This is a genomic window from Rhizobium sp. SG570, from assembly GCF_012275345.1.
GTDB classification, from domain to species: Bacteria; Pseudomonadota; Alphaproteobacteria; order Rhizobiales; family Rhizobiaceae; genus Rhizobium; species Rhizobium lusitanum.
In genome coordinates, this window is record NZ_JAAZQI010000010.1 from 1 (window position 1) to 18,514 (window position 18,514).

The window sequence follows — 18,514 nt, forward strand, 5'->3', positions numbered from 1 at the left end:
CCGGATGCGTAACGAAAGGCGCACGTCCGGTTCGGCGAGAGGCGATGAGAGACCACCCGCTGCGAGGCGGCTAGGCGCTCATCGCCTACTCTACCATTCTATGCCTCAGTCGAACAACGCGACAATCCCGAGCTTCGAGGCAAGCCGGTTGCGGTCGGCTATCCGGAAGCGCGTGGCGTGGTCGCCGCGGCGAGCTACGAGGCACGCAAATTCGGGGTGCATTCGGCCATGCCCTCGGTCACCGCCAAGCGAAAATGCCCTGAGCTGATCTTCGTGCCGCATCGCTTCGACGTCTATCGCGCCGTCTCGCAGCAGATTCGGGAGATCTTTGCGGACTATACACCTTTGATCGAGCCGCTATCCCTGGACGAGGCCTATCTCGACGTCACCGAAAACCTGAAAGGCATCGAGATCGCGACCGAGGTCGCCGAGCAGATCCGCGCCAGGATCAGGGCCGAGACTGGCCTCACCGCCTCGGCCGGCGTCTCCTACAACAAGTTCCTCGCCAAGATGGCCTCCGACCAGCGCAAGCCGGACGGTCTCTTCGTCATTACCCCGAAGAATGGGCCGGCCTTCGTCGAAGCCCTCCCCGTCAAGAAATTCCACGGCGTAGGGCCGGCGACGGCGGAGAAGATGCAAAAACTCGGGATCGAGACCGGCGCCGATCTGAAGGCGCGCGACCTTTCCTTCCTGCAGCAGCATTTTGGCAAGTCGGGACCGTATTTCTACTGGATCGCCCGCGGTGTCGACGAGCGCGAGGTCAACCCCGACCGCATTCGCAAATCGATCGGCGCCGAGGACACATTCCGCGAGGACATTCATGATCTCGAGACCGCTCGCGCCGGCCTGCAGCCGCTGATCGACAAGGTCTGGCGCTATTGCGAGGCCAATGGCATCCGCGGCAAGACCGTGACGCTGAAGGTGAAGTGGGACGATTTTACCCAGATCACACGGAGTAAGACCGTCGCCGCGCCGGTCGCCAGTGCCGCCGAAATCGCCGAGATCGTAGACTTGTTGGTGTCGCCGATCTTTCCCGTTCCGAGGGGGATTCGATTGCTTGGCGTGACGCTTTCCTCCCTCGATACGGCCGACGAAGGAAGCCAGCCCCAGCTCGCCCTTGCCCTTTGAGCAATCTAGCTAAGTTTAAACGAAAAGCCGGCCGCCGAATGAGCTGCGACAGGCTATTCTGGAAGCTCCGATCAACAGCTTGGAAAGGATGCCTGGCTCGGCCAGCCTTGCGCTACGATCAATCAATTCCCCCGCACGGCCCCCTCAAACGCCCTGGATACCTTCAGCCGGCTATCCCAATTGTCGGAGAACTGCTTTGCAATCTCCGGACTATCCGTGAAGGTGACATTCTCGGCATTCCGCTTTTGCGCTGCCGCCGTGAAATTATAGGAGCCTCCGATCACCAGATGCCCGTCGATCACGATGATCTTGTCATGGGCAATGGTCGGTTCGAAATCGATCCAAACCGGTACGCCGGCTGCTTCGAGCAGAGTCGCGCCAGAGTATTTCCGCTCGTTCACCTTATCGAGGATCGCCAGGACCTCGACGCCCCTCACCGCAGCTCGCTGGAGCGCGTGGATGATGGGCAGCGACGTGAAACCATATGCCTGAACGCGGATGGCGGATCTGGCTCGATCGATCTCCGCGACAATCCGGCCCTCGCACTGCTCTGCAGGCGTGAAGCAGACGCCAACTTCAGCCGTTACCGCCTGAGCAGCGTCGAGCGGACTGGCAAGGATCAGAGCCGCGATGGTGGCAACGGCGATTTTCATATCGTCTCCATAGCATTTCGAGAGTCATCTTGACTCAATCGCTCAACGTGAACATAATAAGAACAAACGAGGCTTAGCAAGCCTGAGTTTTCCAGAATTCTCATGGTTAAGACCGCCGTTGACCGGCGGAACGGAGACGTGCGCCATGCAAACGACCGCTTATACGATCACGCTCCACGACGCGGAGGTCTTCAGGGATCTCGTCACTTTCCTCGGTGAGGACGTCTTTGACCAGCGGCAGCGAAACGGCGCTATCGCCAAATCGGACGCGTTTCGGCGGCGGATTAGCGAAGCCCGAAGCGTGCTCAAGGGCATCGGCGCCTACGAGGGAGTGAACCTGAAGGAGAACCACAATGGATGACTTGATCTATCTGGAAGACGATGCTGACCCGTACGGCGACGAGCCCAAGCCGAAGGCGGACGTCATGACCATCAGCGGCGCCGATGCGATCGCCCTCCATGAATTCGTGCGCCACGTGAACATTCGCTGTTATGACGAACGGTTCAAGGATAGGGGGATGATGAAGTCGCGGGCCTTGCGCGATCAGCTCGACCGCATACGCGAGATCCTCCATACCTTGCTGGACTATCCCTATTTCGAGCCGTTCTACTATTGGTCCCCTCCTAGCGATATGCCTCCAGACCAGGCAGAACCGGAATTGATATCGGCAGTCGCGGATCGATCTGAAGTTCAATTCCACTCGGTCGGCATTTACCTCGCTCCTGACAGCATCCCAGTTGGTACGTTGGAAATCGCCGTTGACGATGAAACCGGCGAAGCATGCGGCATAGTCAGTACGAGGGGAATGACGAGCGCTGCGACATGGACGAAAGCTGGGGCGAGCCTGGACGAGACAATCAAGACCTTCGTCGACGCGATATCGATCGACAAGGATGCCCTCGTTGCCGTCAAATTAACGATGCCACCCCAGGCCTAGACGATGCCGTCAGCAAGGCGCTGATTAACTAGGATGTCTCACCGTTTTGGCGGTGGTCACTTTCTTGCGCGGCTTCTTCGGGATCACCCGGGCGAGAGCGTCCGTGCAGCCCGGCTGGGTGAAGTGGCAACTGACCGACGCTGGCGAGTGCCCGCCACCGCCCAGGCATGTCGATTGAGATTTCGTAAAATAGGGCGTCCGGCGCCCAGTCAGTCTCGCTGTGCCGGTGCCGCACGGCTTGTAGAAGGTTCCGACTTGCGTCTTGAGCCCGTATTCCTTGTAATATGTGACTTCATAATCGCGGCCAGCGGCTGCTTGCGCCTCACTACCGGCGACGATTCCCAACGTCGTTATGGCAAGAAAAAGACCGAACCTCATGGATACTCTCCCTTAGACAGGCGGCGATCGTGACAGGTTTGGATAGTTCTTGCACCATCTTTGAAATGTTTCATCGAGGCCATAGATCCCGTCAACGCATGTGAGGCAAGGCTGGGGTCTTGCAACGAGCTTTGTAAATCACGCTACGCGGTCGTGTCTGGTTTCCTCTTCATCCAGACCATCGATCTCATGAATTTACAGCTCCCCGTCTCCGATTCCGTGCCGACTCTCGCCGCGTCAGTCATCAGGAACCAAGTCATTCCTATTGTTCACTCGACGCCGTACAAAGAGCAACACAAATGCCAAACAGGCGGTAGCGTAGCCACTAACCAGATACGGTGCGGCCACCCCGGCAATCTCCGCTAATCCGGCCCCAAGTGGCGGGGCAGCCATCATCGCCGCTGCGCTGAGCCCTTCGCCTACCGCCGCAACGCGCCCTAAAAGTTCAAGTGGTGTCTCCTTCTGTAGCACCACTCGATAGGGAACGAAGAAACCTGCGCTGGCCAAACCTGTGGCAAATAGAAGTAGACAGAAGGCCGCAGCAGGAATCACGATATCGCCGCGCCCAACATGTCCCATGAAGGCAATTAGCAGACCTCCGACAAGGCCCGAAGCGATCATCAGTTGAAAAGGGTCACGTTGTCCAAAGAATTGTCCGAGAAGCAAAGCACCAATTACTCCGCCCGCGCCTGCGGATGCCACGGATGCCCCAAGTAAGGCGCTCGAAAATCCAATTTCTTTGACTAGGAGTGCAATGAGTCCGTCGTACAGGAATATTAGGAAATAGCCGAGGGCCATTGCCAGAATGGAGGTGGCAAGGATCGGCCTACGGCGAATGTGAACTAGGCCGTCGATAAACTCTTGGCCAAACTTCCCCCGAACCGCTCCCATCCGATCCGGGCGCAGACCGCTAGGCAGGCCAAGGAGAATCAAAGCCGCTATGAGCGACAAGCAAGCATTCACTAGGAAAATCTGCTGCAAGTCGAGGAATACGGTCAAAATTCCACCCAACGCCGGGCCGACAATTTTGGTCAGCTGGTTGATGACGTGGCTAAGACTATTTGCCGACAACAGTCGATCGTGGGTCGCAAGGAGTGGAATTGCAGCTTGCTTTGCGGGCGTAAACAAAGCGTCAGCGCTGGATTTAATGACAACGCATACAAGGAGTACTACCAGATTTGGCGCCAGAACAAACGCCGCCGTCGAAATAGCGCGTATAACGTTACTCGCAATTAACAGTGTTCGCTGATCGGCTCGGTCCACTAGAACGCCAACGGCGGGGGCTAGAACGACATACGGTAAGGCTAGCGCCAAAGTTAAACTCGCGACTGCTACTGGTCCAAGCTGCCATTGAAATGCCACGAGCGCGCTTAGCGCCACAAAGTCCAACCAATCGGCAAGATCAGAGGGGATCTGGGCGAAGAGCAGCCGTCGTAGTTTCGGCACAGTGAGGGGCGTAAGGCTATCAGGCAATCGTTGCAACGCGACCACCATCGATATTGATCTTCATCACAAGGCTGTTCCCTTACTTACCTCGAGCATCTCCTCGCCCGCAACCACAGATTATGATGGAGGATGGGGAATGGCACAATTGTCCAGTATGGCGGCACTGCCAACAATTCTGTCCCGCTTACGAAATATTCGCCCAAACCGTCGCGGCAGGAGACGACGTTTTCCACCTTGAGCCGCTCGGTCAGTTCGAGCTCGAGGCCGAACCGGACTTCGACATCGCCGCAATAGTTTGCCCAAAGTGAATTCCCCGAGCGAACTCTGGATCGCATCAGTGAATGCAGGCCCAAAGCGCATGGCTTCACCGCCTGTAATCACCATCTCGGGATTCAGCATGTTAATCGTGCCGGCGAGGTGTTGACCGATGCGAAAATCGCGTTCGTGTAGGAAGACGCCAGAGCGTGGGTATCTTGATCAGCCGAGGCTGCTCCTAACCCGTCGTTAGCGCGAGCTTCTTTCTGACAAAGTGTTTGACGGTCTGCCTCCATCGCCGGCTCCGAAAACATGTCGCTCCATGAGCGCCCCGGGTAATCAATGGTATAACCGACGAGCTTTCCGACGAGAGTCGCGAACGGCGGTCTTGAAGGGATCAGAACTTTCAACCCACTGATTTTTGTCAGGTAGCAGGCAGCGGATCAGTGCCTTCGTTTAGGATTGCGATATATCTGCGATAGCTGAAGACACGGCCACGTTTACGGCCTGTCACCTCCTCGACAATGCCCAAACGCTCCAAATCGGCGAGTGCCACGTTGACAGTGGGCGCAGACAGGCCGGTCATTTGAACAATCTGGTTTGCTGTATGAAAGGGATTTTGCTGAAAGAGCTCATGAATACGAAGGGCCGATCCAGCTCTGTCGCTCTTGCTCGTGATTTTCTCCCTGTCCTCCTTGAAAAGGTCGACGATCTGAGTGGCGGCTCCAAATGCCTGATTGGCAGTGTCGGCCACACCTGTCAGGAAGAAGTCTAGCCAAGCCTCCCAGTTTCCATGTTCACGGACCTCTTGTAGTAATCGATAATATTCCCTTCGATGGGCCTTGAGGTAAAGACTGAGGTATAGCAGTGGTTTGCGTAGAACGCCGTTCATGCAAAGGTACAAGGTCACAAGCAAGCGACCTATACGGCCATTGCCATCGAGAAATGGATGGATCGTTTCGAACTGGACATGTAGTAGGCCGGCTTTGATCAATGCCGGTAACCGGGATCGATCATCGTGCATAAAGCGCTCGAACGCATCCAGGCAGCTCGCCATTTCCGTCACGGGTGGCGGCACAAAGAGCGCATTACCGGGTCGTGTGCCTCCAATCCAATTCTGTGAGCGCCGAAATTCTCCGGGATCTTTGGTGCCCCCCCGCCCGCTTTGAAGCAGTCGTGCGTGCATCTCTCGGATCAGGCGCAATGACATTGGCAGCGTTTCCAAACGCTCCAAACCGTACATCATCGCATCAACGTAGTTGGAAACCTCACGAATATCATCGACCGGTTGCCCCGCTTGAGCTTCGGTTTCAAATCGCAAAAGATCCGAAAGCGTCGACTGTGTCCCCTCAATCTGCGAGGAAAGAACTGCTTCTTTTCTCACATACATGTAAAGGAACAGCTCCTGGCGCGGGAGCAGCATTGTGATACCATCCAGACGGCCGAGCGCACGCTCGGCCAGACTGAGGCGCTCCAGTAGCGAAAGCACATCGATGGGTGGCTCGGGCGGCAATGGCGGAGGCACAAACGCCCGCACTGTCTCGCTTGCTGCTGATGTTTTGACAAAATGGCCGAGGCGCGGGTTAGGACTGGAAACAGACATATGCTTAGTATGATTTCCATCCACTATTTAAGCAAGTGGCACTTTTTTTAAATAACAAACGACCTTAGATAAGCGCCCTTAATTAGTGGAGATCGTCCTCTCGACCTCAAGAGCAGACGCCAGATTCCGTGCCCACCATGCAATCTTGCTGACGATCGATATAGCCAACGTTGAAATGCCGCCTTCGCCATGCATATTTTGTTAATAGTCCGCTCCAATTTCCGCTCGCCCTCGGCATTGGTGCCTGGTGACGGAAGTGTCGAAATCCAAGGCATGTTGGCCCCGGCACCAGAGAATTTGCCTTCGGCTTTGATATTTGAGCAAAGCTAATGCTTAGCGTCCTCGGTCCTAGGACAACGGACGGAGATAAACAGTCAAGATATACAACATATAGTTGTCAAAATGAAGCTGATCAGCCTGCAAGATCAAAAACTCGCAAAGGGGACAGTCAGTTATCTATGATGGCGGCAATTGCGGCTTCTTGATCCGGATTCCATAGCCATCGCCGTCTTCCAGAATGAATTCTATACCAGCATCTTCCAACACCTGCCTTATGCCGTCCACAGTGCCATTTCGTAATTGTTCTCCTCGTTCCAACCGACTTATTGTCTGGGTTGAAACATTTGCTGCCTGCGCAAGTTCTCGAACTCCCCAGCCTAATGCTATACGGGCTAGTTTGCACTGAATGGCGTTCATTTCACAACCCTGTTGTGATTTCTCTTGCTCAATTGCACCGGCAACTGTACCCTCCTAAGCTGCTGTCGGCTGGCCTTGGTGTTTGCACCACCTCGGCCAGCCTAACCACAATCTAGCTATCTGGAGCTTGGATCATGGCTGATTCTGAGAATAGCAGAACTTTGCCTGCAATTAAGCGTAGAAAAGAAAATCCAGAGCGCGGCACGTCAGAAAACCTGCCGCACATTATCGACCGCCGAAACCTCCTCTCCGTCGCTTCGCGCTTATTGAACTCTCGCATCGAAGATCCTGACGGTCCGCGAACAGAGCCAGGCCCGACGCCCGTCAGAGAAATGTGGCCTCGCTGGTATGCGTGCCACCAACAGCGCGTGAGGGCCACCCGTCTTCGAGAAAAGCTGGAAAAGGAAATGCTCGACGAGGCCGGTGGTCTGCCGGTCGCGACGCTACGGAATGTTGGAATGGATGGCGCCGTCGAGGTTCAATCTTTTGCCGACATCAAACGAATGGCCTCTCAGCTCGATGCCGAACACCTGTCTCAGGCCCGAGCCGAACTTCGTCGGCGCCGGAGACGATGGAAGGAAGCGGATCGGCGATTGGGATACAGTGCCGCAGTCGCGCTCGAACAAGAACTCGCGGAACGAGCTGGAATATCCGGACGTGTCATGTGGATCACACGGCCCTCGTCGCTGACAGAAGTCACTGCGAAGCTCCATTGCCTCATCGTCATGCACGATCCCACCCTGAAGTTCGAAGATGCACCGTGGCCCGAGCTGCGGACGATGCTGAAGGATCTCATCCGCATTGCGGAGAAGTGCCGGCCAAAATCATGCAATGGATTTGCATACCCTGGAAAAAAAGCAGGCGTACGCGGCATTCTAAATTTGGCGATGCAGTACCAAGACGCAGCCAACAAGCTTGGCGAGGGCTCGTCCAAGCCCAACCAGGCACCACGGCGTCTTCTGGCGCTCCATGCGATGGAGCTTTATCTGAATGCATTCTTGCTCGCCAAAGGCGTGGACCCCGCAACGATCCGCGGTTTTCGGCACGACCTCGGCGAGCGGACGCGTTTGGCGTCTGAAGCTGGCCTTGTTCTGCGCAAGCGTACGGTGGCGCATCTGGCAACGCTTTCCGCAAGCAACGAGTATCACGTTGTCAGCTATGTCCCAGAGCTCATGTCCACGCTGTCACAGGTGAACCGAGTGATGGCGACTGTCGATGAGCTCTCACGGAAAGTGCGAAAGGCGTTGCGGGCATCGTCGTGATTACGCCTTACCCAGCCGGCGCTAGCTGGGTTTACCTCACGCCTGCAACATTTGGGTTGCTCTTGAACGGATATGAACCAACGACCCGCCATAATTTCGGATGCAAGGCGGTAAATAAAATGAGCCAGATCAAGCATCTGGTCTATTATGAGCTGTCCGGAAGGGGGCCGCAACCTGTCAGGCCGTTTCTTAGAGGCCAACGGGTAAAGCAGACGTTCTGCGTTGACAGGGACGGCACCACGTAGAGCCCTTAGCGGCCATTTGCGACAACCCTCGATACTGCGCTGAAGCTCCGCCGAATCGGCCATTCGCATACTCGCCTTCTGATCTTCGGTCGGGCGTAAGTAAATTGAATTTCTACGTGCAAACGGACTATTGGCGCGATAGGTAATGGAAAATAAGACCGTTTCGTGAGTTCCTGGCCCCATGTCCGATATTTCCAATCTGATCCTGTCCCTGACACCCGAAGATGGTTCCACCATTAGCAACGGGGCCATGCTAGCGCTGCTGCGCGAGCACATGCCGGACCTTGCCGAAGACGACTACATAGCCGCGCGCGATGCGCTGATCGATGAGGGCGTGCTGGGGCGTGGTAAGGGACGTGGCGGGTCGATCTTCCGTGTCACAGATGAACCGGACGATGAGGATGACGACCTGGACGAGGATGAGAGCGACGAGGACGACGGGTTCGAACTGACCCACACTGAAGAGGCCGCCTCGCGTCAGCGACGGGCCAAGGCCGGAAAGAAGGTCGCGCGCAGGCCGGACGGGCCGGTGCAGGTGCTGTCCTACCGCCACGGCGAGACGCGGGTGAACAACCCCGAGGTCGGGATGGTCCATGCCGGCACCGATCCGGATGGCGACAAGACGGTCTGGGCCTATGACCCGCACCTCGACCCGGTGCTGAACTTCGACTCTGCGCGCGCGGGGATCGAGAAGCTGATCGACGACGCGCTTGCCAGCGACGATCCCGAGCAGATGAAGGATGCATTGCAGGAGCTGAAGCGGCTGCAGGCGCCCTATCTCAATTGGACGGGCAAGGCGGAGCGGACGAGCTTTGAGGTCGATACCGTCTCGCTCCATGTTCATGAACGTGTGGATCCGGCGACGGTCCTCGCCAATGCGGCGAAGCGGCTGAAGGGCAAGAATGCCGCGGCGCAGTGGCAGCAGCCGGACCTGTTCGCGGCGCCGTTCGAGAACCTGCCGCTGCGCCAGGCGCTGGATTTCTATCACCACGAAAAGGGCTGGTCGAACCGGCTGGTGGCGGGGGACAGCCTCTTGGTAATGAACTCCCTCCTGACGAAGGAGAGCATGGGCAGCAAGGTTCAGATGATCTACATCGATCCGCCCTATGGCATCAAATACGGGTCGAATTTTCAGCCCTTCACCAACAAGCGCGATGTGAAGGACCGGTCAGACGACGACCTGACCCAGGAACCCGAGATGATCAAGGCGTTCCGGGACACTTGGGAACTCGGCATCCACTCCTATCTCACCTATCTGCGTGACCGGCTGGTGCTGGCGCGGGAATTGTTGACCGAGAGCGGGTCGGTGTTCGTGCAGATTTCGGATGAGAACGTGCACCACGTCCGTGAAATGATGGATGAAATTCTCGGCGTCGAGAATTTCTTGGGCATTATTTCATTTCGGAAAACCACCGGTCAGGCAGGAAACTTTCTTCCTGACACCAACGATTACATTGTCTGGTATGCGCGGAATAAAAACGCTGCCAAGTTTAATGTCATGTATCAGGAGCGCGAGGGCTTCGGATGGGTTAACTACGATTTCGTCCGGCACGATGAGATCGCCTATCGAAAGATGACGAAAGCAGAGAAGAGCGATCAGACCGCTTTGCCTGAGACTGCGATCGTCTACCGGCGCTCTCCGCTCACCTCTGCTTCCAGCAGCGAATCTACTCTCGTTCCGTTTGATGCGTTCGGGCAAACATTCAAGCCGGGAAAAGGTGGCTGGAAGACGAATTCCGAAGGACTGTCAAAGCTCCAGCGTAGCGGACGATTGGAAAGCTATGGCACCACTCTGGCGTTTCGCCGATACACAATTGATTTCCCGTTTTTCCCTTTCTCGAACAACTGGACGGACACTGCAAGCGGAGGATATGGTGCAGACAAAACCTACGTGGTTCAGACCAATGCTAAGGTCATCGAACGCTGCCTTCTGATGACCACTGATCCGGGCGATCTGGTGCTCGACCCGACCTGCGGCTCCGGCACCACTGCCTTCGTCGCCGAAAAATGGGGGCGGCGCTGGATCACCTGCGACACCAGCCGCGTGGCGATCACGCTGGCCAAGCAGCGGCTGATGACCGCGAGCTTCGACTACTACGCGCTCCGCTATCCGCATGAGGGGCTCGGTGGTGGTTTCGACTATGAAACCGTGCCGCATATCACGCTGAAAAGCATCGCCAACAACCCCGACATCGATATGATCTGGGACGAAGACCGCCCAAAGATCGCGGCGGCGCTGGCCGACCTCAACACCGCCCTGACCGCCAGCCCGCCGAAACCACTCAAGCCCACGCAGGGCGTGCGCAAGGGCAAGTCGGTGGATTTCGCCAAGGGCGAGACCCTGCACGAATGGGAGGTTCCCTTCGACTGGCCGGGCGACTGGCCCGAGCCCGCCCACACGTCGTTCGACGCCTTCCATGCCGCCCGTCAGGCGATGCAGCGCCGGATGGACCAGTCCATCGCCGACCATGCCGAGCAGGAGACGCTTTACGACAAGCCGCGCATCGACCGATCCAAGCTGCGCATCTGCGGGCCATTCTCGGTCGAGGCGGTGCCGGCGCCGACTGTCCTGTCGCTGGACGACAGCATCCCGCCGCAAGAGGCCAATGAGACTGTCGCCCGTTCCGGCGAAACCTCGCGCCAGGCGCTGTGGCGCGACGAGCTTCTGAAGACCGGGGTGCGCGGCAAGGGCGGCGCCATGCTGCGCTTTGCCGAGTTCGAGACGCTGCCGGGGCTGAAGCACATCCACGCCAGCGGATCGCTGACTGATTCGGGCGAGCGTGTCGTCGTCAGCTTCGGCCCCGAACATGCGGCGCTGGAACAACGGCAGGTGGAACTGGCGCTGACCGAGGCCGAGACGCTGCGCCCGTCACCCAAATTCATCCTGTTCTGCGCCTTCACCTTCGACCCGGAGGCCGCGAAGGACATCGACGAGGTGAACTGGCCGGGCGTAACGCTGCTCAAGGCGCAGATGAACACCGACCTTTTGACCGAAGACTTGAAGAAGGGCCGCAGTTCCAACCAGTCCTTCTGGCTGATGGGCCAGCCCGATGTGGACCTGCGCAAGCGCAAGGACGGGCTGTGGGAGGTTCAGGTCAACGGTTTCGACTATTTCGATCCGCGCAAGGGCGATCTGGTCTCGGGCGGCACCAAGCAGATCGCCATGTGGTCGCTTGACGTGGATTACGACAACCGATCCTTGATGCCGCATCAGGTGTTCTTCCCGATGGCGGATGCGAAGGGCGGCTGGAACCGCCTGCGCAAGACCGTGAGGGCAGAGCTGGACGAAGACATGCTGGAGCAGTTCCACGGCACCGTCTCGCTGCCCTTCGAAGCGGGCGAGAACCGTCGCATCGCGGTCAAGATCGTGGACGACCGCGGGATCGAGTCGCTCAAGATCATGTCGCTGGAGGGATAAGCCCATGTCCCTCATCATCAATTCGCCCTTCGTCTGCCCGGCGCAGCATTGGGTCGAGGCCAAGGGCGGCAAGCTGGAGATCAAGCCCGAGCGGCGACCGGCAAGCTACGAGGTCTTTGACGCGCGTAACAACACCAAGCGCACCGATGTGCTGGTTCTGGTGAACACGATCCGCACCCGCGTGGATCAGTGGCGCGAAGACGGCTGGCCCGGCGTGACCATCGTCACCCGCAAACTGTTGGAGCACTGGCACGACCGCGAAGCGCGACAGCATCCGTTCTATTTCTGCCAGCTTGAGGCCATCGAGACGCTGATCTGGTGGGTCGAAGGCGCCGAGGCCTATAAACAGGGCATCGCGATCCCAGGCGATGGTGGCGTCTGGGAGCGGCTCTGCAACAAGATGGCGACGGGCGCGGGCAAGACCACGGTGATGGCGATGATCATCACGTGGCAGGTGCTGAACGCCCTGACCTATCCTAAGCGGAACAAGGATTTCAGCCGCGCCGTGTTCATTGTGGCGCCCGGCCTGACGGTGAAGGAACGGCTGCGGGTGCTGATGCCCAGCGAGGGCAGCTATTACGACGAATTCAACCTGTGCCCGTCCGAGGCCCTGCGCCAGAAGCTGAACCAGGCGGAGGTGATGATCGAGAACTGGCACACGCTGATGCCGCTGAAGGAAGCGGACCGCTCGGTGGTGAAGAAGGGGCGCGAATCCGACGAGGCCTTCACACGGCGCGTGCTGGGCAAGCTGGCGGCGCACAAGGACATCATCGTCATCAACGACGAGGCGCACCACGCCTATCGTAAGCCGCCCGAGGTGAAGATTAGCAAGAAGCATGCCGAGGAGCATGGCATCGACCTCGACGAGGCAACGCGCTGGATTGAGGGGCTCGACCGCATCCACAAGACCCGGCGCATCCAGCGCTGCTTCGACCTGTCGGCCACGCCCTTCGCGCCGACGGGTAAGAAGAGCACCGATACGGCGCTGTTCGACTGGATCATCTCGGATTTTGGCCTGAACGACGCGATCGAGGCCGGGCTGGTGAAGACTCCGCGCGTGGTGGTCAGGGACGATGCGGTTCCGGATGCGAAGACGCTGCGCTCGAAACTCTACCACATTTACCGCGACCCGACCGTTTCCGAAGATCTGAGCCGCAAGGCCAAAGCGCATGAGGCGCTGCCAAAGCTGGTCCAGGACGCCTATACGCTGCTCGGCGCCGACTGGCGGGAAACCCGGGCGCAATGGCAGGAGGCCGGGCATCATGCCCCGCCGGTCATGCTGACGGTCTGCAACCGCACCGAAACCGCAGCCCGCATCGAGACCTATTTCAACAAGGGCGATGCGCACTGGCCGGAATTGCACGCGCCGACCCGGACGCTCCGGGTCGATTCCAAGGTGCTGGAGAAGGCTGAGATCGGCGAGACCGCGACCTCCGACAAGGATTACGAGGCGCGACTGAAGGCAATCATCGACGCTGCGACCATCCCCGAGACCCGCCGCCAGCAGTTCCGCGCCCTGAAGAAGGAAGAACTGCTGCGTGAGATCGTGGACAACGTCGGAAAGCGGGGTGCGGCCGGACAGGATCTGCAGAATGTTATATCGGTTGCGATGCTGTCGGAGGGATGGGACGCCAAGAACGTCACGCATATCATGGGTCTCCGGGCCTTCACTTCGCAGTTGCTCTGCGAACAGGTCGTCGGGCGCGGATTGCGTCGGGTGTCCTATGACACGGACGATAATGGTCTGTTCCTGCCCGAATACGTCAACGTTTTCGGTGTGCCGCTTTCCATTTCGGAAACAGGCGAAGGCGGGGAAGCTCCGCCGCCTCCGAAGCCGACCACCCAGATTGAAGTCCTGCCCGAGCGGGCCCACCTGGAACTTCGCTGGCCGAACGTGCTACGGGTTGAAACGGTCGTGAGACCGCAACTTTCCATGGACTGGAGCAAGGTAACACCGCTCGTGCTCGACCCTGCCAGCACGCCAATCAACGCTGAATTGGCCCCCGCGCTCGGCGGCGCGACCGACATGGGCAAGGTGACAGCCATCGACCTCGAGAAACTGCCTGACGGCTTTCGTCTGCAACGTCTCGTCTTTCAGGCCGCGCGGAAGGCCTTCGCCGAACTCGGCCACGGTTTTTCGGGTAACCACGAGTATCTTGCGGCGCAGTTGGTCAGGATCGTCGAGGCGTTCCTCGACTCCGACCGCCTCGACATTCCGTCGCTGTTCCACTCCGACCCGCTTCGGCGGCGGATTCTGATCGCACTGAACATCGACCTTGTCGTTCAGCATGTTCTGAGCAACGTGACCGAGCAGAACACGGAACGTCTGACGCCGGTGTTCGACGAGGAAAACCCGATCGGCGCCACCGGCCAGATGCGGACCTGGTACACCACCAAACCGTGCTTTCCGACCACCAAGTCGCATATCAGCCACCTGGTTGGGGATTCATCCTGGGAGGGACATGCAGCGAACATCTTCGAGAAGCGCGACGACGTCATCGCCTACGCCAAAAACGATCATCTCGGCTTCCAGATCTACTACATGTGGGCCGGTTCACGGCGACGGTATGTTCCGGATTTCCTCGTCCGCCTTACAGGTGGGACGATGCTGGCGCTGGAAGTCAAGGGCACTGACAGCCCGCAGGACAAGGCAAAAAGGCGAGCGCTCGACGAGTGGATCAAGGCAATCAATACTTCGGGTGGCTTCGGTCGCTGGGATTGGGACGTAGCGTTTGCTCCCCATCAAATTGAGGACATTATCCAGAGGAGAGCGGGCCATCGGTTTGCCGCCCATTCCCTAGTCAGGCTGCGGCGTGCATTCACGGCCGCGAGAATCGATATTCCCGCAGGCACCGAAGGAGTCATCGTCGATAGCTATCCGTCGCGAGATGCATACGAGGTTGAGGTTTCGCTTGCCCCGGCCCTGACAGTAACGGTTTTCGGGAGTGATCTGGAGCCGATCGATGCATGACACCCCGCCTCGGCAGCCACCAGACCAGCAATTGTGGATTGGGAACCCCCAAGACCTTCGCATCGCTGATAATAAGGTCGCTGACTACCTTCTCAACAGTAACCATCAAATAGGAGCGGCGAAGGCCAAATTTTTTGAAGGCGTTGGCCACAAACGTGAAGACATTGAGTCATTTAAGGAAACGATGCGAGAGCACGCTGCTTGCAATCCTATCGCTTCAGTAGAGAAACATGCCTTCGGAACGAAGATGGTTGTTGACTGCTTTGTCGGGATGCCGAATGGCCGCGGTTATTGCATTAGGACGGTTTGGAATGATCACGGAGACGGCCTACCACCTATTTTGATTACCGCGCATCCAATCGAATCAGCCTAAGCAGGCGCTATTTCGGGACGAGGAATCAAACAACATCAACGCTGGGTGACTCGAATCAGCGCGCAATGGAGACCAATGACTAGGCGGGACCTCAACGGTTCCATCTGGCTGAACAAACTGCCATTCACTGACGGAGAATTATGGGCGTAATGAACCTATAGAAACAAACAGAGATTACTGAAACGAACGGCTGCTCTTAGAATTGGAGACTAGGCATCCGAAGGACCGCAATGGGGGCGCAAAGCCTTAGTTGTCTCGCCTTAACGGGAATAGAACCATCAACCCTGTTATTCCGAACTCCATCTGAAACGAATTTGTTGGGGAGGCCAAGTGGTTGGCTTGATTGTGATGACCGGGTTGGGTCCGGAGACGGACCAACCGGTCTTGGCGTGACGGTCGAGATCTGCAGATCTTGATAGAGATGCGGCCTGTAATCAAGCAGCCCTAACGATTTGCATACAGAGTCCCACGGAGCGATATTCAACCCGGACATTTTTGACGGGCCAGCCCGCACTGCAGGTGGGGCTCGAAGCGCTTTATCGCATTTGGTTACCTGCACTGGCTCAGCACCTTAGTCGTGTCAGGTAGTCCGCGCATAACCCTTCGTGCAGCCGCTGATACTCCTTGTCAGTTGCTTGATGCTAAAGGCATTGGGATGTCCCAGACGACCTCCGCCAGTTTACTCAGAAACTCCTGACGCTCTGTGACAGCTACCGCATTCCAAGTTTGCCAGCTTTCAAGCTTGCGCACGGTTGCCGTAATCCTGTCGTCCTTGCCCACCTCGTGCGCTGCAGCATCCGCCTGACACTTCGTTAGCAGAAATTTCGACTGCTCATACGCTACGATTTTTCCGGAATACCGGCCGTTCTGAAGCGCCCTGTTGATCGCTTTCTCGATGAGTAACAGGTTGCCGAGACACTGGCGAATATGAATATCGGCGGCACCCTCGCCAAACTCTTCCATAGCCTCGGAAGAAGCATTCGATGCCAAGATGTGCTCAATGTCGTTGCCGCCGGCCGTGTAGTCGGACAGGCGGTCGCGCGATGCACTCGGGCCGTATGCCTGTAGGTCGATGTGCTGCGTAAGCTTTGCCAGGAGATAGCGAAGACGGAAGCTGCGGAGCTGCCAGGTCTTCAGACCAAGCAATGTCCTCCGGAATTCAAGGGCCAGCGTTTGACGCTCGGCACGCAAGGTCTTCTCCAAAAACAGTTCGAACTGCGCATCACCGATTTTGTTGAGCTGATGAGCAGCTTCGATAATACGTCTTTCGTACTCTTTACCTGACGTGCCGGTCAGTAGCCAGACGAACATGGTTTTCTCCAGTTCGTCGGCAAGTTTGCTGAAAGTCGCAGGGGACAGCGAGCGACCAGCAAGCAGGAGAATAAAGTGCTGTTTTACGGACTTTCCGCCGAGGAGACGGATGTTGATGATTCCCGCCTCTTCTTCGCCAGATATGTTCAGGCCCTTTGAGAAGTGGGCATACGCCTTGGCAGCGTCAAGGAGCTTTCCGGCAAAAACGAGCGGTTTTTTCTCGTGATTGGTTTGCTCCGCGTTCTTCCGAAACCAATCGTAGATCGCGTCTTCACGAAGACTTCCATCTACGTCATGCGCCGCCAGCAGATAGTACCTCAAGAACCGTAGCGGCTTTTCGTTCGCCTGATAGATAGCATCGGTGAGCTGTTTCCACACAGCTTTCAGCTTGCTAAACTCCTCACCCCTCGCGTTCATGAAAAGAAGATTCTTGAGCAGGTCCATGGCGTCGAGGCCGACGCCGCGATCATTGATTGTCTCGAATATTTTCAACGCTACGGCTACGGTCGGAGTTTCGATCCGGATGATCTTCACCTTGTTGGTGAAGTAGCCGTAGAAACGGCGAACTTCGGCTGGATCGTTCTTAAGCGTGGTCTCAATGAATTCCTTGATTGTCTGATAGGCGTTGTAGAGATTTCGGATCGACCTTGTCCCACTGCTGGGGGCGTCGGTGCCTGCACCTTCCGCATACTTTCTGAGGACGTCGCCTGCATCTTCGTATTGAAGGTCAAGTCTTAGACTTTGCGTTGTCTCACCCTGCCAGTTGGTGGAGCTATAAATGATCTGTCCGGGAAGCTCCTCTGGAACTTCTGCCTTCAAAGCGACCAGCTTATCGCGGAGCGCGCATAATGTGAGATAGGCGGTTGTGGTTCGCTGCTGACCGTCAATGAGGTCGAAAACATCGCCTGCCTCGCGGCAAACAACGACGGTCCCGATGAAATACTCAGGCGCGTCGTTCTTACTGGCATTCTGGTACTCGTTGTAGATGTCGCTCAGAAATTGTTCGACCTCTTCGCCACCCTCACCGCGAGGGTCCGTCTCACCCCAAACGTACTCCCGCTGATAATCGGGAACGCGGTAAAAGTCTTGGAAAAGAGATTTAATGTTCCGGTCTTGCGGATCGATCTGTTTGTTCATGCATAAAGCCCCGTGTGATGATCTGCTTGTCCCCTTTCAGGACAAGATTAGTCAACTCCCCTACGCGTTAGCGCGCCCAGGCATTTCAAAAGCCCTTGGACGCAGAGTCACCGTGAATCAATGTGCCGACTAGCTCGGCCGGTGTTCCGGGATGAGGGTGGAACCACAACTCTATGGGAGTGATCGGCCCGTTGACTTTTGTGACAATCTCGATCGCTCGGGTGATCAGACGTTCTGGAAGTTCGCCATAGAACAGGTAAATAGCGCGATGGTAGCCTACGAGGCGACAGTATTCAGATAGCGTTAGAATATCCTTACATATGCCGCCAAGCCGCGCAGAACCAGGTTTCACCTCAATGATGGCATGATTGTTTTCCATCGATCCGGGGATGTGAACAAGCAGATCCGGCGACGCGAGACGGGCGCCGGTTGCCTTGATCAGAGCGTGTCCTTGTTTGTCTACTTCACCGTTCAACACGAACGCAGTGTCCGACGGCCAGATCTGCCGAAGTTGGTGATACAATTCATAGCAATATACGCGTTCGCGAAATTTAGGATCGCTTCCATGGACTGGTAGATGAAAGTAGAGGCCTCCGATGGAAGCCGTAGCCTGACAAAAAACGTCGTTAAGTTGCTGCACCTTAACCTCAACACTTTCGAGGAGATTGGCCGGCGTTGCGCCGGCGGCCATGGCTTATCT

At 57.1% G+C, this 18,514-nt stretch carries 13 protein-coding genes and 1 pseudogene; 7 read left to right on the top strand and 7 right to left on the bottom strand.

Annotated elements, in window-relative coordinates:
- Window positions 1-96 precede the first annotated feature (96 nt).
- A pseudogene (dinB, locus tag FHT28_RS20005) lies at window positions 97-1,128 on the top strand (DNA polymerase IV); the annotation flags it as partial.
- A 122-nt stretch (window positions 1,129-1,250) separates the two neighbouring features.
- On the opposite strand, the gene FHT28_RS20010 reads toward dinB, so the two are convergent.
- Complete coding sequence (locus FHT28_RS20010; RefSeq protein WP_168597131.1) at window positions 1,251-1,781, bottom strand: phospholipase D family protein; 531 nt, start codon at window positions 1,779-1,781, stop codon at window positions 1,251-1,253.
- 145 nt (window positions 1,782-1,926) lie between these two features.
- On the opposite strand from FHT28_RS20010, the gene FHT28_RS20015 reads away from it, so the two are divergent.
- A complete protein-coding gene (locus FHT28_RS20015) occupies window positions 1,927-2,142 on the top strand; it encodes a hypothetical protein (protein ID WP_168597132.1) in 216 nt (71 codons plus the stop codon).
- Entirely contained in the window at window positions 2,135-2,719 is a 585-nt protein-coding gene (locus FHT28_RS20020) for a hypothetical protein (RefSeq protein ID WP_168597133.1), read from the top strand. The genes FHT28_RS20015 and FHT28_RS20020 overlap by 8 nt, the downstream gene beginning before the upstream one ends.
- 24 nt (window positions 2,720-2,743) lie before the next feature.
- Here the strand turns inward: FHT28_RS20020 and FHT28_RS20025 are convergent, their stop codons facing one another.
- From FHT28_RS20025 to FHT28_RS20040, 4 genes are all read right to left on the bottom strand, one after another.
- Window positions 2,744-3,097, bottom strand: a complete 354-nt coding sequence (locus FHT28_RS20025) for a hypothetical protein (protein WP_168597134.1) — start codon at window positions 3,095-3,097, stop codon at window positions 2,744-2,746.
- 237 nt (window positions 3,098-3,334) lie between these two features.
- Window positions 3,335-4,591, bottom strand: a complete 1,257-nt coding sequence (locus tag FHT28_RS20030) for an MFS transporter (RefSeq protein ID WP_168597135.1) — start codon at window positions 4,589-4,591, stop codon at window positions 3,335-3,337.
- 631 nt (window positions 4,592-5,222) lie between these two features.
- Window positions 5,223-6,401, bottom strand: coding sequence for a Fic family protein (locus FHT28_RS20035; protein WP_168597136.1), 1,179 nt, complete (start codon window positions 6,399-6,401; stop codon window positions 5,223-5,225).
- A 456-nt stretch (window positions 6,402-6,857) separates the two neighbouring features.
- On the bottom strand, window positions 6,858-7,097 hold the full coding sequence (locus FHT28_RS20040; protein ID WP_081938754.1) for a helix-turn-helix transcriptional regulator: 240 nt from the start codon (window positions 7,095-7,097) through the stop codon (window positions 6,858-6,860).
- A 134-nt stretch (window positions 7,098-7,231) separates the two neighbouring features.
- Here FHT28_RS20040 and FHT28_RS20045 point away from each other — a divergent pair, with 134 nt between their 5' ends.
- From FHT28_RS20045 to FHT28_RS20060, 4 genes are all read left to right on the top strand, one after another.
- The gene (locus FHT28_RS20045) at window positions 7,232-8,359 is read left to right on the top strand and encodes a hypothetical protein (RefSeq protein ID WP_246704902.1); all 1,128 of its coding nucleotides are present in this window, start codon (window positions 7,232-7,234) and stop codon (window positions 8,357-8,359) included.
- A gap of 426 nt (window positions 8,360-8,785) precedes the next feature.
- Entirely contained in the window at window positions 8,786-12,022 is a 3,237-nt protein-coding gene (locus FHT28_RS20050; protein WP_168597137.1) for a site-specific DNA-methyltransferase, read from the top strand.
- Between the two features lie 4 nt (window positions 12,023-12,026).
- The gene (locus FHT28_RS20055; RefSeq protein ID WP_168597138.1) at window positions 12,027-14,993 is read left to right on the top strand and encodes a DEAD/DEAH box helicase family protein; all 2,967 of its coding nucleotides are present in this window, start codon (window positions 12,027-12,029) and stop codon (window positions 14,991-14,993) included.
- A complete protein-coding gene (locus FHT28_RS20060; RefSeq protein WP_168597139.1) occupies window positions 14,986-15,366 on the top strand; it encodes a DUF6883 domain-containing protein in 381 nt (126 codons plus the stop codon). The genes FHT28_RS20055 and FHT28_RS20060 overlap by 8 nt, the downstream gene beginning before the upstream one ends.
- 627 nt (window positions 15,367-15,993) lie before the next feature.
- Here FHT28_RS20060 and FHT28_RS20065 read toward each other — a convergent pair.
- Entirely contained in the window at window positions 15,994-17,814 is a 1,821-nt protein-coding gene (locus FHT28_RS20065; RefSeq protein ID WP_168597140.1) for a DUF262 domain-containing protein, read from the bottom strand.
- An 85-nt stretch (window positions 17,815-17,899) separates the two neighbouring features.
- Window positions 17,900-18,505 (bottom strand): methionyl-tRNA formyltransferase-like protein, encoded by a 606-nt coding sequence (locus FHT28_RS20070; protein WP_168597141.1) that lies wholly within the window; start codon window positions 18,503-18,505, stop codon window positions 17,900-17,902.
- Between the last annotated feature and the right edge of the window lie 9 nt (window positions 18,506-18,514).